Origin of the sequence: Terribacillus sp. FSL K6-0262, assembly GCF_037977385.1 — a bacterium.
Taxonomy (GTDB): domain Bacteria; phylum Bacillota; class Bacilli; order Bacillales; family Amphibacillaceae; genus Terribacillus.
This window is the reverse complement of record NZ_CP150277.1, coordinates 658,556-679,332: the sequence shown is the minus strand read 5'-3', so window position 1 is coordinate 679,332 and position 20,777 is coordinate 658,556. Positions and strand designations below refer to the sequence as shown.

General features: G+C 46.7%; 16 protein-coding genes. 10 read left to right on the top strand and 6 right to left on the bottom strand.

The window, feature by feature from the left end; translation table 11 throughout:
• Positions 1 to 7 precede the first annotated feature (7 nt).
• Positions 8 to 793, top strand: coding sequence for a glucose 1-dehydrogenase (gene gdh / locus MHI54_RS03415; RefSeq protein ID WP_095216792.1), 786 nt, complete (start codon positions 8 to 10; stop codon positions 791 to 793).
• Positions 794 to 825: 32 nt separating this feature from the next.
• Here gdh and MHI54_RS03410 read toward each other — a convergent pair whose 3' ends face one another.
• The 3 genes from MHI54_RS03410 to murA all read right to left on the bottom strand — a co-directional run bounded on the left by MHI54_RS03410 (position 826) and on the right by murA (position 3,450).
• Positions 826 to 1,566 (bottom strand): SDR family oxidoreductase, encoded by a 741-nt coding sequence (locus tag MHI54_RS03410; RefSeq protein WP_198946073.1) that lies wholly within the window; start codon positions 1,564 to 1,566, stop codon positions 826 to 828.
• 6 nt (positions 1,567 to 1,572) lie between these two features.
• Positions 1,573 to 2,079, bottom strand: coding sequence for a metallophosphoesterase family protein (locus MHI54_RS03405; RefSeq protein WP_198946074.1), 507 nt, complete (start codon positions 2,077 to 2,079; stop codon positions 1,573 to 1,575).
• Between the two features lie 90 nt (positions 2,080 to 2,169).
• The gene (gene murA, locus MHI54_RS03400; protein WP_095217297.1) at positions 2,170 to 3,450 is read right to left on the bottom strand and encodes a UDP-N-acetylglucosamine 1-carboxyvinyltransferase; all 1,281 of its coding nucleotides are present in this window, start codon (positions 3,448 to 3,450) and stop codon (positions 2,170 to 2,172) included.
• Positions 3,451 to 3,768: 318 nt separating this feature from the next.
• Here murA and MHI54_RS03395 point away from each other — a divergent pair, with 318 nt between their 5' ends.
• Positions 3,769 to 4,410: a TVP38/TMEM64 family protein gene (locus MHI54_RS03395; RefSeq protein ID WP_158221595.1), complete on the top strand. Its 642-nt coding sequence runs from the start codon at positions 3,769 to 3,771 to the stop codon at positions 4,408 to 4,410.
• Positions 4,411 to 4,541: 131 nt separating this feature from the next.
• Here MHI54_RS03395 and dat read toward each other — a convergent pair whose 3' ends face one another.
• Positions 4,542 to 5,405 carry a D-amino-acid transaminase gene (gene dat / locus MHI54_RS03390; RefSeq protein ID WP_340082314.1) on the bottom strand — a complete coding sequence of 288 codons (864 nt, stop codon included), beginning with the start codon at positions 5,403 to 5,405 and terminating at the stop codon, positions 4,542 to 4,544.
• A 276-nt stretch (positions 5,406 to 5,681) separates the two neighbouring features.
• Between dat and queG the strand changes: the two genes are divergently transcribed.
• Positions 5,682 to 6,830 carry a tRNA epoxyqueuosine(34) reductase QueG gene (queG, locus tag MHI54_RS03385; protein ID WP_095217300.1) on the top strand — a complete coding sequence of 383 codons (1,149 nt, stop codon included), beginning with the start codon at positions 5,682 to 5,684 and terminating at the stop codon, positions 6,828 to 6,830.
• Positions 6,831 to 6,976: 146 nt separating this feature from the next.
• Here queG and nfsA read toward each other — a convergent pair whose 3' ends face one another.
• Entirely contained in the window at positions 6,977 to 7,726 is a 750-nt protein-coding gene (gene nfsA, locus MHI54_RS03380) for an oxygen-insensitive NADPH nitroreductase (RefSeq protein WP_095217301.1), read from the bottom strand.
• A 244-nt stretch (positions 7,727 to 7,970) separates the two neighbouring features.
• On the opposite strand from nfsA, the gene MHI54_RS03375 reads away from it, so the two are divergent.
• The 5 genes from MHI54_RS03375 (at position 7,971) to MHI54_RS03355 (ending at position 12,941) form a co-directional block, all read left to right on the top strand.
• Positions 7,971 to 8,822, top strand: coding sequence for an amidase domain-containing protein (locus MHI54_RS03375; RefSeq protein ID WP_095217302.1), 852 nt, complete (start codon positions 7,971 to 7,973; stop codon positions 8,820 to 8,822).
• 55 nt (positions 8,823 to 8,877) lie between these two features.
• Complete coding sequence (locus MHI54_RS03370; protein ID WP_095217303.1) at positions 8,878 to 9,351, top strand: tRNA (cytidine(34)-2'-O)-methyltransferase; 474 nt, start codon at positions 8,878 to 8,880, stop codon at positions 9,349 to 9,351.
• 155 nt (positions 9,352 to 9,506) lie between these two features.
• Positions 9,507 to 9,836, top strand: coding sequence for a helix-turn-helix transcriptional regulator (locus MHI54_RS03365; RefSeq protein WP_095216446.1), 330 nt, complete (start codon positions 9,507 to 9,509; stop codon positions 9,834 to 9,836).
• Between the two features lie 90 nt (positions 9,837 to 9,926).
• On the top strand, positions 9,927 to 10,949 hold the full coding sequence (locus tag MHI54_RS03360) for an HD domain-containing phosphohydrolase (protein WP_340082313.1): 1,023 nt from the start codon (positions 9,927 to 9,929) through the stop codon (positions 10,947 to 10,949).
• Between the two features lie 96 nt (positions 10,950 to 11,045).
• Entirely contained in the window at positions 11,046 to 12,941 is a 1,896-nt protein-coding gene (locus MHI54_RS03355; protein ID WP_095216524.1) for a PrkA family serine protein kinase, read from the top strand.
• Positions 12,942 to 12,980: 39 nt separating this feature from the next.
• Here MHI54_RS03355 and MHI54_RS03350 read toward each other — a convergent pair whose 3' ends face one another.
• Positions 12,981 to 13,751, bottom strand: coding sequence for a sulfite exporter TauE/SafE family protein (locus MHI54_RS03350; RefSeq protein ID WP_340082312.1), 771 nt, complete (start codon positions 13,749 to 13,751; stop codon positions 12,981 to 12,983).
• A gap of 97 nt (positions 13,752 to 13,848) precedes the next feature.
• Between MHI54_RS03350 and MHI54_RS03345 the strand changes: the two genes are divergently transcribed.
• Together MHI54_RS03345 and MHI54_RS03340 are read left to right on the top strand one after the other, a co-directional pair.
• A complete protein-coding gene (locus MHI54_RS03345; protein WP_095216449.1) occupies positions 13,849 to 14,739 on the top strand; it encodes a LysR family transcriptional regulator in 891 nt (296 codons plus the stop codon).
• Positions 14,740 to 14,906: 167 nt separating this feature from the next.
• Positions 14,907 to 20,720, top strand: coding sequence for a lamin tail domain-containing protein (locus tag MHI54_RS03340; RefSeq protein WP_340082311.1), 5,814 nt, complete (start codon positions 14,907 to 14,909; stop codon positions 20,718 to 20,720).
• Positions 20,721 to 20,777: the final 57 nt, after the last annotated feature.

The window sequence follows — 20,777 nt, the reverse complement described above, 5'->3', positions numbered from 1 at the left end:
GTTTCTTATGTATCCAAGTTTGCAAGGGAAAGTAGTTGTCATCACAGGGGCGTCGACTGGTCTGGGAAGGTCAATGGCGCTTCGTTTCGGCCAGGAAGGCGCAAAGGTTGTCGTGAATTATTACAATAATGGGGAAAAGGCGGATGAGGTTGTCCGTGAAATCAAAGATGGCGGCAGCGATGCAATAGCCATCCAGGGTAATGTCATGAAAGAAGAGGATGTGAAGAAACTCGTCCAGACGGCTATCGATTCTTTCGGGAAGCTTGATATCATGATAAACAATGCGGGTGTTGAAAATCCTGTCCCATCCCATGAACTGTCATTGAAAGACTGGGATCGTGTCATCGGGACGAACCTGACAGGCGCTTTCTTGGGATCGAGAGAGGCATTGAAGTATTTTGTCGAAAATAATGTCAAAGGAAATATCATCAATATGTCCAGCGTCCATGAAGTGATTCCTTGGCCATTGTTTGCGCATTATGCGGCGAGTAAAGGCGGGGTGAAGCTTTTGACGGAAACCTTGGCGCTTGAATATGCCCCTAGGCAGATCCGTGTGAACAATATTGGTCCAGGTGCCATCAATACCCCGATCAATGCAGAAAAGTTCGCAGATCCAAAACAGAAAGCCGACGTGGAGAGCATGATCCCAATGGGATATATCGGCAAGCCTGAGGAAATTGCGGCAGTGGCAGCCTGGCTCGCTTCCGATGAATCCAGCTATGTAACAGGTATTACACTGTTTGCCGATGGCGGGATGACCAAATATCCGAGCTTCCAAGCAGGAAGAGGCTAAAAAAGAAGACAATGCCCGAGGGCATTGTCTTTTTAATGTTCATACATCATTTTCCGTGTCATGCCGCCATCCACCACGAGATTTTCGCCGTTGATGAAATTATTCTCCGCTGATGTAAGGAATAAGCACGCTCTTGCGATATCGGATGGTGCCCCGACCCGCTTGGAGGGATGCTGATCATGATCGACAGGGCGGAGGCTGTCATATTCCTTGGTCTCAATCCAGCCGGGGCTGATGCTGTTGACAGTAATATAGTCATTTTGCAGGGACATGGCAAGTGCATGTGTGAGGGCTGTGATGCCGCCTTTTGTTGCAGCATAAGCCTCGGTGTCCGGCTCGGACATCGTTGCACGGGTAGAGGCCATATTCACGATCGATCCGCCTTTTCCGCTCTTCTTCATATAAGCAGCAGCTTCCCTGCTTGCCAGGAAGGTGCCGCGTAAATTGGTATTGATGATCGAGTCCCATTCTTCAACAGTCAGTTCAAACATATTTTTGAATTCACTGATACCGGCATTATTGATCAGGATATCTATCTGTCCAAAATGGTCGAAGGCTTTCTTCATGAAGTCGGTCACTTCGTTGTGAAGCCGCAAATCAGCTTGGAGGGCAAGCCCTTCACCTGTCATTTCCTGCACAGTCTGTTCAGCAGCAGTTCGATCCAAATCAATCGCCGCTACTTTCGCCCCTGCTTGGGAATACGCGTGAGCAACTGCCTTTCCGATACCATTTCCAGCACCGGTTACAACCACTACTTTATTTGTGAAATCCATCTAGATTCATCCTTTCTTATCCTTATAAAAAATATGCTTCAGAGACCATGTACCATCTTCCTCCACGATCAGCTCCCCGAATGAGAATTGTTCCTGCTGCCGTTTATCCGTTGGAGATCCTGGATTGAACAGAACGAGACCCGATTCCTCCTTATGGACGGGAATATGGGAATGCCCATAGATAAGCAGATCGATCGCTTCCCCTTCGAATTCCGCTTTCGCCCGCTGTTCAGTCGTTTTTCCTTTTCCATGCCCATGAGTCAGACCGATTTTGAGTCCATGAAAATCCAGCAGCTGTTTTTTAGGCAATTTATCCATCAATCCAGAGCTGTCCATGTTTCCGAAAACAGCTGTCACGGGAGCATAAGCTGCAAGTGAATCCAAAACGCGGCTGTCCTGGATATCTCCTGCATGGAGGATATGGTCAGCCCGCTCCAGATAGGGAAGCAGTGCGGGCGGCCATATCTTTGCCATGCGCGGCATATGGGTATCGGCTAAGATGGTGATTCGCATCGGGTTTTCCTCCTGACAATGTCATATTACCCAAAAGCAAGTTTTTACAATCGTAAAAAACCACTCACCCAAAGGGGAGAGCGGTCGATATCAATGCTGTATTTGATGCTCGGGCTGATGCAGGGTGATATCGGCACCCAGCTGCCTGAACAGCCCGACGATATCTTCGTACCCGCGCTGTATATGCTTCACGTCTGTGATTTTGGTCATTCCTTCAGCAGCAAGGCCTGCGAGGATCAAGGAGGTACCGGCACGGACGTCATGTGCCTTTACCGTTGCGCCTTTAAGTTTGGCGCCGCCATTGATGACAATCTGATGATCGACTACATCGATGTCTGCACCAAGTTTCTTCAGTTCGCCAACGTGTCCGTTACGGTTTGGATACACTTTATCGAGAACCGTACTAGGGCCGGCAGCCAATGTCAGCAATGTAGTCAATGGCTGCTGGAGATCGGTAGCAAGTTCCGGATACATGCCGGTTTGGATGCGTGTACCTTGAAGTGCAGTTCCAGAGGCAGTCATCGAGTCATCGTCCTCTGTAATCGTCATGCCAAGCTCAATCAACTTGTTTGTACAGCTTGCCAAATGCTCAGGGATGACATTTTTCACCGTGATGCGGCCATTTGTCACACCGGCAGCCATCAAAAATGCACCAGCGATCAAACGGTCCGGGATCACCGTGTGCTCGATTCCGCCATGAAGGGATTCCACTCCATCGATGGTGATTTTCTCCGTGCCGGCCCCTTTGATTTTTGCTCCCATCAAATTCAGGAGGTTGGCTAAGTCAACCACTTCCGGATCTTTGGCAGCGTTGTGCAGGGTTGTCCGTCCTTCAGCTTTGACTGCAGCCAGCATCGCGTTGATCGTAGCACCGGATGTAATGACATCGAACGTGATTTCGGCACCAGTCAGCTTCTTGCAAGAAACCTCATAATACTGCTGCTTGAAATCAAATGTCGCACCGAGTGCGGAAAGTGCTTTGACATGCTGATCGATTGGGCGTGAGCCAAAGTCATCCCCGCCTGGATAACCGATTTGGACGGTTTTGACCTTATGAAGCAAAGCGCCGACGAAATAATACGAAGCGCGAAAATCCGAAGTTTTGGCTAAATCGAGTTTACCGGATGTAATGTATCTGCCTGTCAGCTCATATGTGTTTTTTTCTATTTCCTTCATATTTAAACCGATATCTTCGGCAATGTCTTTTATCAATAAAATATCCCGAATCGCAGGGATATCATGTAATGTTATCGTCTCATCTGTCAAACAGCCTGCTGCGACCAGTGCAAGCGCACTGTTCTTCGCACCAGGTATTGTGACTTCCCCGGTCAGCGGGCCGCTTTTTCTGACTTCAAACCATGCATTGTCCACTCTATTACGCTCCTTGTCTAATTTCCAGCACTGAAAGTCCAGAAGCAAAAAGACCCGAAGAAAAGGATGATATCACCGGTTTCTCCGCAATCTCGCATTTCTGTTCAATATTCAGCGCTTTTTATCTGCTCTCATATGCACATAAAATTCATTTTACCATTAATCGGCCAAGAAGTAGATAGGGAATAAGTATTCCTATATGCAGTTTTTACCTTTACCTTGGAACCATACAGATAAGAGCTTCATATACTGGCGGTAACAGACTTTTGTGCTACAATGAAAGTGACTGGACTATACCGTGGGAAAGGCAGGCTCATCATGAAAGGAAAAAAGATTTTCAAGGGCACGGGAATCGGGCTGCTTGTACTTTTTCTGTTTTGGTTTGTCCGGGAACATATTAAACTCTCACCTGAAGAAATCCAAGGGTGGATAGTTTCATTCGGGATCATTTCCCCGTTAATCTATATGGGAATGTATACAGTTAAACCCGTCATCTTTTTCCCTTCCTCTGTATTATCGGTTGCCGGGGGTCTGGCCTTCGGCTTTATCAAGGGAACAATCTTCATTTTGATTGGTTCCGCTGGTGCTGCAATCGTCGCATATTTTCTTGCACACTTTTTTTCCAAGCGGTTCGGGGATAAGGATTTAGGTGAGCGGGTGGAGAAAATCAAGCAGAAATTGCATGATGAAGGATTCTTCTATGTATTGGTCATGCGTGTACTGCCGGTTTTCAACTATGATCTGGTCAGTTATGTTGCCGGTCTGACAAATGTTAAATTCAAGCAATATTTAGCCGCCAGTATATTGGGCGTGCTCCCGGGGACGATGACTTATGCACTGGTTGGGTCAAGTATCGTATCCTTCAACTATATGTATCTCGCTATCATTCTATTGATCATACTGATTTGTGCTTTGATCGGTTTCTGGAAAAAGGATAAGATTAAAGAAATATTGACTTGAGGCAGCCGAGGCTGTCTTTTTTTATTTTCAGCTTGTGCTTGAATGGGTCAAGTTCAAGCTATCTAGGAAGATATACAAAAAGATAAAAGACCGAAAGACAAAGGACTGACCTCTGCCTTTTGGTCTTTTTATCATGCAAATGCCGTGACTTTTATTCCGCTTTCTTTCTCGTAGGCGCGCTGCAAAAAACGAGTGTTATCGCCTGGGGTGCCGCTGCTGATAAGTTTCCCCTCGATTTCAATGACCGGCATGATTTCACTGGTTGTGCTGGTGATGAATACTTCATCGGCTTTCAGCAGCTGGTCGGTCGTGAAGGCTGTTTCCTCCACCTGCAGTCCAGCTTTCGATGCTAGTGTCAATACTCTGCTCCGGACACAGCCGTGAAGGATATTATCCGCTGCAGGATGTGTGTAAAGAACTTGATCCTTGATGATGAATACATTCGATGACGAACCTTCGGTCACCATGCCTTGTTTATGAAGGATGGCTTCAAATGCCCCTTTTTCCTTAGCCGTCTGCTTTGCCAATATATTTGGCAGAAGGTTCAGACTTTTGATGAAGCAAAGATCCCATCTGATATCATCCGCCAGTACGGCACGTACGCCTTGCTGAAGCAGGGGGACTGGTCTTTTGCTTTGTTCGATATAGGCATAGAAATTAGCAGGGACATCAGGGAAGCTATGTTCACGCGGAGCTGAACCGCGAGTGATTTGCAGATACAATTTGGCATCCGTCTGTACGTCGTTTCGGACTGCTAATTCTTGGAGCGATGCAATCAATTCATTTTTTGTAAATGGCACCTCCAGGCGGATAGCTTCTGCCGAACGAAACAGTCGATCGATATGTTCTTCCAGCAGATCGAAAGTTCCTTGGTAAATTCGGATGACCTCGTATACGCCGTCACCGAATTGCAGCCCTCTTTCCTCGAAAGGATATAAAAGTGCTTCTTTTGTAATCATGCCATCCTGTGTCAACACATAATCATATAAGCTCATATCCATACCTCCCTTTATTAACATCCAGTATAGCAGAGCTGCAAACAGTGGCGGAAAAAGAAATTTGTCGAATTTTGTATAGAATGTTGCACGCATGTAAAAACCTTGTTATACTACTTAACATACTATTTATAAACCCGGGGTATTCAATTTCGCTCTTCATGCACTTGTTTACTACCCCTGAGCCAACGCAGTGTCTCGTTTTAAACGTAACGAGGCATTGCGTTTTTACTATGTATATGATGGAAATAATGATAAAAGGAAGGAGGCCGGCTAATGGATGCAGAAAAGCTGAAACAGGAGCTGATTGCCTATAGCAAGACAATCGGTGTGGATAAAATCAGGTTCACGACCGCGGATGTCTTTCAGGAATTGAAGGAAAGACTGAAGCAGCAGCAGGAAAAAAATTATCAGTCGGGCTTTGAAAAAGGAACGATAGAAGAGCGGACCGAACCGAAGAAGCTCATGCCTTCCGCTCAGTCCATTATCGCAATAGCGATGGCGTACCCTTCCAGATTGCCGAATGCACCGAAAAGTACGAGAGAAGAACCGCGCGGGCTATTCTGCCGTGCCTCCTGGGGAATGGATTATCATGAAGTGCTGCGGGATAGGCTGAATAAATTGGCTGCTTTTCTTGCCGAAAGGGTGGAGGGCTTCTCCTATCGTTCCATGGTCGATACCGGTGAACTGTCCGATCGGGCCGTGGCAGAGCGGGCTGGTATTGGTTTCAGTGCCAAAAACAGCTTTGTCATCACACCGGAATTCGGCTCTTATGTATACCTTGGTGAAATGATCACCAATATTCCATTCCTGCCGGATGAGCCGGTCGAGGATAGCTGCGGTACATGCACGAAGTGTATCGATTCCTGTCCGACAGGGGCACTTGTACAAGGCGGTCAGCTGAACGCCCAGCGCTGTATTGCTTACCTGACCCAGACAAAAGACTTCCTGCCGGATGAGTTCCGTTCCAAGATCGGAAATCGTATCTATGGCTGTGATACTTGTCAGCTTGTCTGTCCGAAGAACAAGGGAATGGACTTTCATTTACATGAAGAGATGGAGCCGGATCCAGAAATAGTGAAACCGCTCCTGAAGCCATTGCTCAAAATGTCCAATAAAGAATTCAAAGCAAAATTCGGTTTGATTTCCGGATCATGGCGCGGTAAGAAACCTATCCAGCGAAATGCCATCCTGGCGATTGCGCATTATAAGAGTTCATCGGCTGTGCCTGATCTGATAGAGCTTATGGAACGAGATCCGAGGCCTGTCATTCGCGGAACTGCTGCTTGGGCAATCGGCAAAATCGGATTGCCGGAAGGTTTCGAGGCAATCAGAAATGCGATGGAAAAGGAGCAGGATGAACAAGTCCGCGAAGAAATGGAAAAAGGGCTGCAATTCGAGCAGCAATATGCACAAACGCATTAAAGGAGCATTTCGCTCCTTTTTCATTTATTCTCAGCGAGATCCTGGAGCATTGCTTATTGGATTCCGATGCTTCCAGAAAGCAAGCCAGGCCTCCATCTTTTGGGCAATAAGATCTGTAAGAAGGAAGGCTGCAAGCAGCAGCCTTCCTAATGTTTTGCCCAGCCCTTTTGCGTAATGAAATCCTTCATATATACCCGCTTCGGTATTCGCAATTTATCTGTGGTCTGCTCTGTCCAAGTTGTTGTCCGGCTGTTTGCGGAGCGATCGGCATAATAAGCTTGGATGGCACGATCATATTCTTCCAGCTGGGCATTGAGCATGCCTTTATCCACGTTGTATCTATTTTTGTGATAGACGTTTTCAAATGGCAGCCGCGGTTTTTTTTCGTTCACTTTTTCAGGATATCCGACAGCGATTCCAAACAGCGGCAATACATGTACAGGCACCCCAAGGCTGGCAGAAACACCGGCCAGATTATTTCGGAGACCTCCGATATAACAAATACCCAAGCCCATCGATTCCGCTGCAATGGCAAGGTTTTGAGCTGCCAGTGAGGCATCGATCGTACCGATCAGCAATGCTTCCGTGCCTTGGATCGTTTCGGAAATATCTGCCCGCAGATTGCTGGCCATTTCCTTATGACGGTAGAAATCAGCGCAAAAAACGAAAAAGTGGCCATTTTTAACGACATATTCCTGACTGCCGGCATAGGTGCTGAGTTCCTTTTTCACTAAAGGATCGCTCACCCCGATGATCGAGTAAGCTTGGAGGAAGCTCGACGTGGATGCTGCCTGTGCAGCGGAGACGAGTTCCCTGATCTGCTCCTCTGAAAGTTGCTCGGACGTAAAGGATCTGACTGATTTGTGATTCAAGATGGTTTGCAAGACATCAGACATCGTATTCTCCCCCTTTTTTATAAGGATACACAAATTTGTCACATTTGTAACTAAAAATGTTTGCGCTTTCATCCGGGGAATCAGTCAAGCTCATGAAGCATATACTGCCATGATTCTACATACATACAAGTGAGGTGGAGCATGGATACATTCATGACCGTATTATCTGTATTTGTCGTTGGAGGCTTGCTCCTTCTGCGTGGATATGCCATGTCATATCGGAGAAAGAACAGGAGGGATGAAGATGGGGAAGGGTGAAAAGCTGGCGGAATATTGGATGCAGGAAGTCGAAGGGAAGAAAGCCGGGAATTGGCTCGTCAGCCGGATTGCATCGCATGAGAAGGACGGAGCGAAGGTTGCACAGATTCGCGGGGAAGGAACGATCTTGAGTGAGGAGCATGATGGGGAAGAGGATATCATCACTTATCGGCTGTGTGCAACATTCCTCGTCCATAAGCAGCACGCGACGTATCATGAAGAAGAAGTGCATACGCATGTAGCGCGTTTGCGTGAAGGGCAGATCATTCAGGATGAACGTGTCGAGGAAGCAGTTCAGCCGCATGTCCCGGGGCTTGTCGTCTATGAAACCAATGATGAGGATTTTGACCGTCAGTTCAACTATGACAGACGGGCAGCTGTACAGTATGCCGAACGCTGGTGGAATGATTATAATCCTGCCTATAAGAAATTCGAAGTTGATTGTACGAATTATGTTTCTCAATGTCTGCGGGCAGGCGGGGCTCCGATGAGAGGGGAGCCGGATCGGAATTCAGGATGGTGGTATAACGGGGAAAGCTGGAGCTATAGTTTCACTGTGGCAAATGCCTTGCGATGGTACTTGAGCGGCTCCACCCAAGGCTTGCGCGGTAGGGAAGTAGCCGATGCCAGGCTGCTTAGGCCAGGAGATGTCATCTGCTATGATTTTGAAGGAGATGGCAATTTCAATCACAATACAATTGTGGTTGCCCGGAACGCCCAAGGGGAGCCCTTGGTCAATGCCCATACAGCCAATAGCAGGATGCGTCATTGGGCCTACCGTGACTCTCCGGCCTTTACGGAGAATGTGGTTTATAAATTTTTCCAGATTGGGGTATGATCTCTGCTTATGCTATACTGGTAAGGTTGAAAGTCAAAAGCAGAGGTGAAAGTGTATGCCCAGACATATCGTACTATTCCAGCCAGAGATCCCGGCGAATACAGGAAATATTGCTCGTACCTGCCTTGCAACGGATACGACTTTGCATCTGATCCGTCCGCTCGGTTTCTCGACGGATGACAAAATGCTGAGAAGATCGGGATTGGACTATTGGCATGACGTGGATATCCATTATTACGATAGTATAGAAGAGTTATATGAACGATTTCCGGAAGGTGTCTTTTATTATATAGAGAACTTCGGTACCAAGCATTATACAGATTATGATTTCAGTGATACCGCCCAAGACCTTCTATTTGTCTTCGGCCGCGAGTCGAGCGGTATCCCGAAAGAGTTGCTCATAGGGAAAGAGGAGCAATGCCTCCGGATCCACATGACAGATAAAGTCCGTTCGCTGAATCTATCCAATACTGCTGCAATCATCATTTATGAAGCTCTTCGCCAGCAAGGCTTTGATGGGTTATCCTAAACTGCACACTAGTGTGCAGTTTATTTTTTTCTAGTTGTTTAGGCATGGTCGGATTAGGGATAATGTAGTACTTTTACCGGTTTTATTTGGTAGCAATATACTAATGTCACTTATATCCGGTGGATTTACTGATATGACGAGGTATAATGGAGTGCATGAATAATGTGAAAGATTACACGTTATTGCTTCGGGCATTTGGGGATAAACTGCGTTATCTGAGGAAAAAACAGATGCTGACACAGGAAGAGTTGGCTGGCATGGCGGGTTTTAATCGATCGTACTATTCCGATATCGAAAACGGAAAGCGGAATATATCTTTTATAGGCATCAGTAAATTGGCGATAGCACTGAATGTGGAGATGACAGAATTATTACCTACAAAAGAGGAATATAATAAGCTGCTGGATTTGGAAGCTAGGCACAGCCAGGAAACCATTACATACATATATGACAGCACTGTTGAAAGGCAGTTTCGCAAAACCTGAGGGGCTAAAGAAGTGCCATGGTGAGGCAGTCAGTGGCAAAAAAGAAATTTCAGGCTGTTAGATAGGGCAGTTTTTTAAAGGAGAATGGAATTGATTTTAAAAAGAAAACGCATCCAAGACATACTGATTGGTGACATCATGGGCAGTGATATCATTCTGGCGGATAAGACAAGCGTGAATAAGGGGACAGTCATTACAGCCGCGTTGCTCGATCAGCTGAAACAGAACAAGGTTCCCTCTGTCATCGTCGAGACCGAAGAGGAAGCTGCTGCTGATCTGTTCAGCAAGTCGGATCGCCTTCAGCAGATGATCCAGAAACTGCAAGGGAAAGAAACCGATCACCAAGCCACTTATAAGCGGAGCATGGAGAAGCATTTCTATACGAATCTATCGTATATAGCATTCGAGTATCGCTACGGGAAATTGCTCTATGAAGAAGAGAGCATCCGCTTCTTGAAGGATCTTTATGTGAAAAGCTTGAAGACGATGGGGCGCAGCAGTCTCTGGCATCTTCTTGAGCAGCGGGATCCATATGCTTTCATCCATTCCTTGGATGTTTTCGTCATCGGTACGATGCTTGCTTATCATATGAATGTCGTCCAATTGGATCTTTGTGCAACAGGGTATTTATTCCATGATATCGGAAAGCTGGAAATTCCCCGCGAGATCTTGGATAAATCATCGACACTGACGAAAGAGGAATACGAAATCGTTCAGACTCATACGGTCAAAGGAGAGGCGCTGCTGAGCCAGGCGGGGGAATCTCTGCTTGGTCGCTATGCCAGAAGCCATCATGAACGGCTGAATCGCAAGGGCTATCCTGATGGTGCATACTTGCCGGAATTGGGAGTGGATCTGCAAATATTGGCGGTAGTCGATACTTTCTCAGCCCTTACGCTATCCCGGACTTATCGGGAGGTGCTGCCAGCTACGGAAGCCATTCAGCTGATGCTGGAGATGTCGGAAGCATACCCGAAAAAAATCGTTAAAAAACTGGCGCAGCTTATGCATATATTCCCAAGCGATATGAATGCAATCCGGCTGGATGATGTCATGATCGATAAGTATACGAATGAAGCGCATATGGAAATAGGATGGAAGCAGAAGCCGTAAGCGCCGTTTATGGAATTGCTGGCATGATAGCTGAATCCCAGGCATACATTAAGGTAATCGCCTTTTGTCTAACAATGCCTGGGAGGTTAATGAATGATGAATATATTGGATAAGGTACAGCAGTATCGCCAGGAACAAGAGAAGCTTCATTGGGAAGGAACGCTCGCCGATTATCTGCGTTTGTTGAAGGACCGTCCTTATCTTGCTCAATCTGCACATTCCCGTGTATATAATATGATCAAGCATAAAGGCATTGAAGAGGAAGATGGGGTAAAAAGCTACAGCTTCTTCAAGGACGCATTGTTCGGTTTGGAGGAGCCGCTTGAGAAGCTGGTGGAAGAATACTTCCACCCGGCAGCTCGGCGACTGGACGTACGGAAACGGATCCTGTTGCTCATGGGTCCTGTGAGTGGAGGGAAATCCACACTTGTCAGCTTGCTCAAACGAGGGCTGGAAGAATATACACTGACAGATGAAGGAGCCGTCTATGCAATCAAGGGCTGCCCGATGCATGAAGATCCGCTTCATTTGATCCCGGTCCATCTGCGCAAGGATTTCGAGGAAGAGTATGGTATTCGTATAGAAGGAAATCTATCACCTCTGAATCTGATGCGGCTGGAAGAAGAATATGATGGCAGAATCGAAGATGTCCTCGTCGAACGTATTTTCTTTTCCGAAGATAAACGAACTGGAATCGGGACGTTCAGCCCTTCTGATCCGAAATCGCAGGATATTGCGGATTTGACGGGTTCCATTGACTTCTCCACCATTGCGGAATATGGATCGGAATCAGATCCGAGGGCTTATCGTTTCGATGGAGAGCTGAATAAAGCCAACCGCGGATTGATGGAATTCCAGGAGATGCTCAAATGTGATGAGAAGTTCCTTTGGCATCTGCTTTCGCTGACGCAGGAAGGCAACTTCAAGGCTGGCCGTTTCGCTTTGATCAGTGCGGATGAACTCATCGTGGCTCATACAAATGAATCTGAGTATCGTTCCTTCATTTCCAATAAGAAGAACGAGGCCTTGCATTCCCGGATGATCGTCATGCCGGTTCCTTATAATCTCAAAGTGGATGAAGAAGAGAAAATCTATCAGAAGATGATTTCCGAGAGTGATATCAAGGATGTCCATATCGCCCCGCATACACTGAAGATTGCTGCAATGTTCACGATTCTTACTAGACTGAAGGAATCGAATCAAGGTGGTATCAGCCTGCTGAAGAAAATGCATCTGTATAACGGAAAGATGCTGGAAGGCTTCAGTGATGCGGATATTCAGGAGCTCAAAAAAGAACACAGTGATGAAGGTATGAGCGGAATCGACCCACGGTATGTGATCAACCGTATTTCGAGTACGATCATCAAAAAAGAAATGCGTTCCATCAATGCATTGGATGTACTCCGCTCCTTGAAGGATGGCCTCAGCAGCCATGCATCCATCTCGAAAGAAGATCGGGAACGCTACTTGAACTACATTGCAGTGGCGCGCAAGGAATACGATGAGATAGCGAAGAAGGAAGTGCAAAAAGCATTTGTCTATTCTTATGAAGAATCTGCCAAGACATTGATGGATAATTATTTGGATAATGTCGAAGCTTATTGCAATAAAACAAAGCTGCACGATCCGCTGACTGGGGACGAAATTCCTTCTGATGAAAAATTGATGCGCTCGATAGAGGAACAAATCGGAATTTCCGAAAATGCCAAAAAGGCTTTCCGTGAAGAAATTCTCATCCGAATCTCAGCTTACGCCCGAAAAGGAAAGAAATTCGATTATCAATCCCATGAGCGGCTGCGGGAAGCAATCCAGAAAAAGCTGTTTGCCGATTTGAAGGATGTAGTCAAAATTACGACGTCCACCAAAACTCCTGATGAACAGCAATTGAAGAAGATGAATGAAGTAGTCGCTACATTGATCGATGAATATGGTTATAATTCCACGTCGGCCAACGACCTTCTCCGTTATGTAGGAAGTCTGCTGAACAGATAAAACAAACCGCCGGGTAATCCCGGCGGTTTGTTTGCGTGCTTATGCGGTTAAAAGCAGAAATCCTGCAAAAATAGGGAGCAGTACCATTGCTGTCTTTAAATAGACAGGACGGACACGTTTTGTGAATTTGGCCCCTATATAGGAGCCGATCATGGTCCCGGCCACTACTTCCACAAGTAATTTGATATCAAGGAAACCAAGCTGAGCATAACCAACGCCGCCAGCTAAAGCAATCGGGATGATGATCATCATGGTTGTACCGGCAGATTGCCGGGCGGATAGGCCGAGCAGGATCAGCAGACCGATTTGAATGAATGGTGCGGAACCAATCCCGAATAATCCGGAGAGTGCCCCGGTTAGAATACCAAGCAGCGCAGCTGCAATGAAGTAAACAATGTTGTTCTTGTAAATGAATGTACTCACCGTAGTTCCTTTGTCAGTGGATTTGCCCATGAGCAGAAGGCGAATGCAAAGCACCGCACCGGATAGGACGAGCATGCCGGCTGTAAGATAGTTCAAGATATCCTCTGGGATGAGTCCGGAAAAATGGGAGCTGATGAATGCACCCAATGCACCGAAGATACCGATGATGACGCCTGCGCGCAATGTCACATTCCCCTCCCGGTAGTGACTCACTGCACCTGAGAATGAAGAGAACAACATGGATGCAAGCGCTGTTCCCAGGGCAACATGAATCGGAAAACCGAATAGCACCGTCAAGATGCTGATGATGAATCCCGATCCGCCAGCTCCGACAAAGCCGATGATAAGACCGGCTGCAATCATGATTAAAATAATTTCAATAGCCATACTAATACTTCCCTCATTTCTAGTTGTAATTATATTTAACCATAGTAAAATGCTATTGTATAATGCATAAAAATCATACAATCAATGCAGAAAGGTTATGGGTGGTTCGATGGAATGGCAGCAGCTCGTTTATTTTAAGGAAGTGGCGGAGCGTGAGCATTATCTTCAGGCGGCAAAAGCATTGGCAATATCCCAGCCGGCATTGAGCAGGTCGATCCAGAAGCTGGAGGAGCAACTGGGCGTCCAGCTTTTTGAGAAAAGAGGAAGAGGCATTGTGCGGAGCCGCTATGGGGAAGCCTTCTATGCACATGCAGTCAAAATACTGGAGGAAATGGAGAAGGCCGAGCGGCACATACGTAAAATGAAGGATCCGCAATATGGGGAGATTACACTTGGATTCATGAGATCGCAGGGACTCCAGCATATCCCGCGGCTGTTAAAGCATTTTAAAGAATGTTATCCATCAGTGGAAATTTCCCTGTATCAAGGCTCGACACAAGAACTTATCGATCAGTTGAAGGAAGGGAAGCTTGATTTGTGTATTTGTAATATGGATCAGGGGGCGGAAGGTTTGTCCTGGAGGAAATTATGGACAGACCAGCTCTATGTATTCGTCTCCGATACACATCCGCTCGCAGAAGAAAAGCAGCTGGCACTCAAGCAAATAGAAAAGGAGCCCTTCCTGCTCATCCGTCCCGGCTACAGTGCCAGGGTGATGTTTGAACAGATAGTGGAAAAGTATGGTTTGGAGCCGAAAATCGCATTTGAAAGTGAAGATATGATGACCATACTAGGCCTTGTCGCTGCCGGACAGGGTATTGCCTTGCTTCCATCACTGGAAAGCCTTCATATGCATCATGTAAAAAGCATTCCTCTGATTGAACCTACCGAAAGGCAAATCGGCGTGGCCTGGCGGGAAGGCAGTGTACGTTCACCGGCTAGCGAACACTTTATTGAACAGCTTCTTACTTATTCGACACGGTTTTAGGAAATAAACAAGCGGCATATTGTCGCTTTATTTTTTTCTGGTTAACCATTTAGCGATTTTTGTCGAAGTATTATGACAACAATTTACAGCTTCTTTATAAATCCTTAATACATAAACTCTAGAATGAATGCGGGAGAACGATTCCAATAAAAGATAGGGGGAGCTGTATGAAGCGTTCATATCGAGTGGCTGCCGGTCTCAGTGCATGTTTGCTGCTGATGCAGACAGTTGTGCCCGCATCCATTCCAGTCGCAAAGGCAGAGGAGAAACTCCAAGAGAACAAGGTTTCAATCACGGAAGTGTATGGAAGCGATAAACAAGGTGCCGAAGGTTTCTCTTTTATCGAAGTACATAATGGAACGGAAGAAGCAAAATCCTGGAAGGATCTGGAGCTTACATACACAACGGACCAGGATCAAAAGCTCGAATTCCAAGAACCGAATGAACAAATCCCGGCCGGAGGCTATGCAGTACTCGCTTTGGATAATGAGACGACAGTCGAAGCTTTCAATGGTCATTTTGGAACTGAGCTGACTGAGTCTGCATTCACTAATGTAACAGAGCCTTACATATTCCAGGATGAAGAGCAGCAGCTGTCCATCACCGATAGCGCAGCCGAGCAAACTTCTGTTTCTGTATTCCACTTTCAGGATGTGGGACAGGCAGAAAGCATCCATTTCGTTGATGATCAGAAAACACCAACCATACTTGCAGCGCCATCACCAGGATCCGAAAAGATAGAGCAAGATCAGAAAGAAGATGAACAGGAAGATACAGCGGGCAGTCCGCAGCCGGATGCCTCGGGGGAGGATGTGAAGGAAGCACCTGCAGATAAGGAAGAAGAGGCTGATCAGGAGACGGCTGATCAAAAGCAGGACAAGCAAGCCGAGGCAGCAGATGAACAGAAGCCAGTCGAGGAAAAAGAAGAACGATTGGCAAAAGAGCAAACCACGGAAAGTGATGGAGGGCAAGCAGATGAACAGGATGAAGAGCAGCAAGAGGAACGGCCTTCCTTGATCCATGAAGCTATCACCAGCGCCGATGGAAGCAGCGACCTTATAATCCGCGCTTCCATTGAGAATGGCGATGCAGATTCCGCCGTCCTGACTTATATTACTGCTCCGGGCATGGCAGAACAGAAAGTGGATATGACGGATAAAGGCGATGGAACTTGGGAAGCGGTCATTCCTAAAGAAGAGCTTTGGAGTCCTTCCTTCCAATACAGTATCGATGCGGTCAGCGAAGGTACTCCTCTGCGTTTTCCTGAAAGTGGTTTGCAGCAAATGGAAATAGCGACCGTTGAAGCCGATACGCAGATACAGCCGCCGGTCCTCATCACGGAAATGGTTCCTGATAGTGATAATATCAGTGGTTCGGATGCGTATGAGTTTATCGAAGTGTATAACAACTCGGATCAGCCTATGGATCTCAAGGACTACAAGCTATCCTATCAGTATCCTGATGGCAGGCAGACAGATTGGGATATCGATCGCTCTGTCATGTTGGAGCCAGAAGGCACAGCGGTGATCTGGATCAAGAATGAGGCCAATCAATCGCTTGGCCTGGCTGATTTCAACAGTCATTATCAGACTGATCTGACGGAAAATCAACTTATCGAAATCCATAATGATGGGATGGCAAATGGCTCAGCCCGAACGATTGCATTCCAGGCGGACAGCGGAGCGCAGCTCGCTGCAGCGAGTTACAATGACGCAGAAGGAATCGATGACACATATCCGAATCAAGGCATCACTTACAAAGCTTCGGGTACAGCACAAATGACAAAGGTGGGGCTTCAGCTGGAAGCCTCTCCGGGCAGTTTGATCGATGGACAGGTTCCGTCGGAAACGGTGAAGGTTGAAAAGGATGAAACTCCGCCGGAAATCAAACACGAGCCTGTGAAAACAGTTTCCATTCCTGCACCGCTTCACATCGAAGCGGAAATAACCGAAGAGAATTTCATTCAGCATGTCACACTTTACGTCAAGAAAGAAGGCGCAAGTGATTTTGAGCAATTCAGCATGCAGAAAACCGGGGACTCCTACCAAGCAGAGATTCCGACAGCTGAACTGGAAGCAGGGACGCTGGAATATTACATCGAAACATCCGATGGTTTCAATAGCTCCAAAACAGATACGTTCAAGGTGGAAGTGAAGAAGCCGGATACGGATTATACCACTCTTCCTTCCTTATTGGTGACAGAACTGGTCCCGGATTCCTCGAATGTGAATGGTGCAGATGGTTATGAATTCATCGAAGTCTATAACAACACGACAGCACCGGTCGATATGCAGGACTATGAGTTGGCGTATGTGTATCCGGATACGAGAGTGACTGCTTGGAGACCCGATGAAAGTCCAGTCATCCAGCCTGGTGAAACAGCTGTATTCTGGATTATCAACGGCTCCAATAATGATTTGACGGCAGATGATTTTAACGCGAATTACGGCACGAATCTCACGCTGGGTGAAAACCTGTTCAAAGTTCAGTCAGCCGGGATGGCGAATGGCAGCCAGCGCGGGGTTGGTGTTGCCACAAAGGCAGGCAATACGATTGCCATGGCAACATATAACGAAGTTGCTGACGTGAAGGATACTGCTGCCAATATGGGAATCAACTACAAGTATCCGCTTGATGGATCGACGAATATGCTGAAGCTGAACGCCGGTTCCGTTTTTGGTACTCCGGGAAGTGTTACTCCGGATCAAGTGCCAGGTGAGCCTATACAGGTTGAAGAAGACACTGCAGCACCGGAAGTGAAGGATCTGACGGAAATAGACACCATCAACCAAACAGAAGATTTACAGCTTACGGTCGAAGCTTCTGATGATAAAGATGTAAAACGTGTTACGGTATATTACCGAACGGATGAAAACGGTGATTTCAAGCAAGTCGACCTCATCAAAAATGAGCAGACCGGCTATTATCATCACACGGTTTATACGCCAGAGCTGATAGCAAAGGACTATGTGGAATATTATGTGACGGCAACGGATGGTTTCAATGAAACAAAGACGGACACAAAACGAGTCAGTATAGAGCGTGATCAAAAGGAAACGAGTCCGCGATTGAATGTGGAGGAGGGACAGCTTCTATCTGGAACCTACAAGCTGAAAGCGACCTCCGACACGGAGCAGGAAACGACACTGCTGATCGATGGAAAAGAAGTCGATCAGACAGATAAAGCATTGGAAACGGAAGCTTATTTTGCATTTGATGTGAATGGCATCAATACGTATTTCCAAAATGCAGTTGTACAGGATGGAGAAGTGCTGCACATATTCGATGATTGGATCGATACGTATACGACCATTACCGTGCCGGTCGATCCGGATACCTTGAAGGCTGGGGAAAACACAATCAGCATCCATGCCGGAAACAAAGCTTCCCCATTCCAGCTGGAATCCCCGGAAAACCGGGATGACTTCGATGCGAAGAATGTCCGTCTTGTCCTGGGCGATGGCACTGTCTTGTACGATCCGGATTTTGCTGATCCCGATCAAGTGATTGATATTGGTGATAACGGAAATTACCGACCAGTCCAAGATTTCACTTTCACCATCGATCCGGAGAAATTCCAAGCTAGCGCCTATGATTGGGATACGACAAAAACGGATGATGGTACGCATACGATAGAAGCAAGAGGTAAAGAAGCTTCAGACAAAGTATCCGTGACTGTCGATAACACAGTACCTGTCATTGAAACGTCGATGGAGGATGGGAAATCATACAAAGGCCCATTCACGATCGAGGCAAGTGCAGAAGACGCACTGAGCGGCCTGGATAGTCTTACGGCAGAATTGGATGGGGAAGAAATCAAGCTCCCATATGAGACTTCATCTGCGGCTTTATCTGCTGGTGATCATAAGCTTATCCTGCGTGCTGCTGATAAAGCCGGGAATGAAGAAGTTCGCACAATTAATTTTTCCACACCGAAAGAGCAGCCTGCTGCGCCGGAATTGATCAAACCTGAGGATGAAGCAGGCAATGTCGGAAAGAATCCGGAGCTTGAAGTGAAAGTGACTGATCCGACTGGTGATGATATGGACGTCACTTTCTATCAAGGGCATAAATACAAAGTGAGCCAGGATAGTGAAATCAAAGCATATAAGAATGCTGCTGATTATGAGCCGCCGTCCGATTATGCGCCTGAGGGGGAAGAAGCATTCAGCAGCGAAGATATTGATAAGGTTGCAGATATTGATGATAAATATCTGATCAATGACAGCGAAACGCAGTTCCCTTATCATCGCTTCGAGGTTCCTGTATCCAAGGATGTCGACGATAAAAATGTAGTTGAAGTCAATTGGAGCGGAAACTCCCTGCCAGGCCGCAAAGTTTCCATGTATGCATGGAACCATCAAGAAGAAGATTGGCAGCTTATCGATTATAAAGTAGCGGGGGATGAGGACTTTGATTTGCAGGGTTCCGTAAGTGTCGATGCCTTTGTGAAGGATTACAAGATCAACGTCCTGATTCAGGATGAAATTGCAATCGAGGATGAAGATTATGATTATTCCTTCGTCTGGATGTCCGATACACAGTATTATTCTGAAAGCTATCCGCATATCTACAATGATCAAGTGAATTGGATCGCGGAAAACAAGGACAAGTACAATATCGACTATGTCATCCACACAGGTGATTTGGTGAACTTCTCAGATCAGCCATATCAATGGGAAGTTGCGGATAAAGCGATGCAGGTATTGGATGACGCAGGCATTCCTTACGGTGTCCTTGCCGGCAACCATGATGTGGAACAAAAGAGTAACGACTATACGGAGTACTACAAATATTTCGGTGAGGACCGTTTCGCCGATAAGCCTTGGTATGGCGGTTCCTACAAGAATAACAGGGGACATTATGATTTGATATCCTCGAATGGGAATGACTATATCATGGTCTATCTTGGCTGGGGTATCGAGGAAGAAGGAATTGCATGGGCGGATGCAGTGCTGAAAGCACACTCGGATCGAAAAGCCATCCTTAATTTCCACGAATATTTGCTGTCTTCCGGAAACCGTCATCCGGTAGGTGAACAGCTCTATCAGGAGCTTGTCCTGGATAATCCGAATGTATTTGCAGTGCTTTGCGGTCACTATCACGCTGCCGATATGCTCGTCGATGAAATCGATGATGATGGCGATGGCGTGACTGATCGCAAGGTATACCAAATGCTAGCCGATTATCAGGCGGGTCCTGAGGGTGGACAAGGTTATATGCGAATCCTGCTTTTCGATGCGGAGACAGATCAAATCAAAGTAAAGACGTATTCTCCATACATGGATGATTACAATTATTATGATGAAGATGAATTCCCTGGTGTAGACGAATTCTCCATCGGACTTGAATTGGATGCGCAGAAAAAACGCGTAGCAACCAACTATGTGGAAGTGAACGTCTTTGGTACGAAGGAAATCGGGAAAGTCGAAAATGTGAAAAGTGGAGAGAATGCATCGGTGACTTGGGATGGGCTGAAGTCCGACCATGAATATGCCTGGTATGCCGTAGCCGAGGATGCACATGGCGGAAAAATGAAATCCGATCTGTGGACCTTCACTACCGGAGGGGGAGCTCCTGCGCCTGGGGACAATGGCAATGAACCGCCGGCAGAAAACCCGACGGGCGGAGACGATAACGGACAGGAGGATCCAATCGTCGACGGAGGAGATGACCCTCCTGGAGATGATGAGGAGAATCCGTCTATCGATAACGCAGAGGACCCACCGGCGGATAAGGGCAGTAATGGGAAGGGTGACAATGGACAGGATGATAAAACTGTTGCACCTGTGAATCAGACTGCACCTACTGCAGGCAATGCAGTCAATGTGCCTTCGGATTCCAAAAAAACGACACCATTCGGCGGAATCCTGCCTGATACGGCCAGTCAGCTGTACAACTATATCTTGGCCGGAGCTGTACTTCTGGCTATAGGTGCGGCATTATACTGGTTCAATAAAAGAAGGACAGCCAACAAATGAACATGGAGGATAATTGGAAATTATATTTCCAATTATCCTCTTTTTTAATTAAAAAAA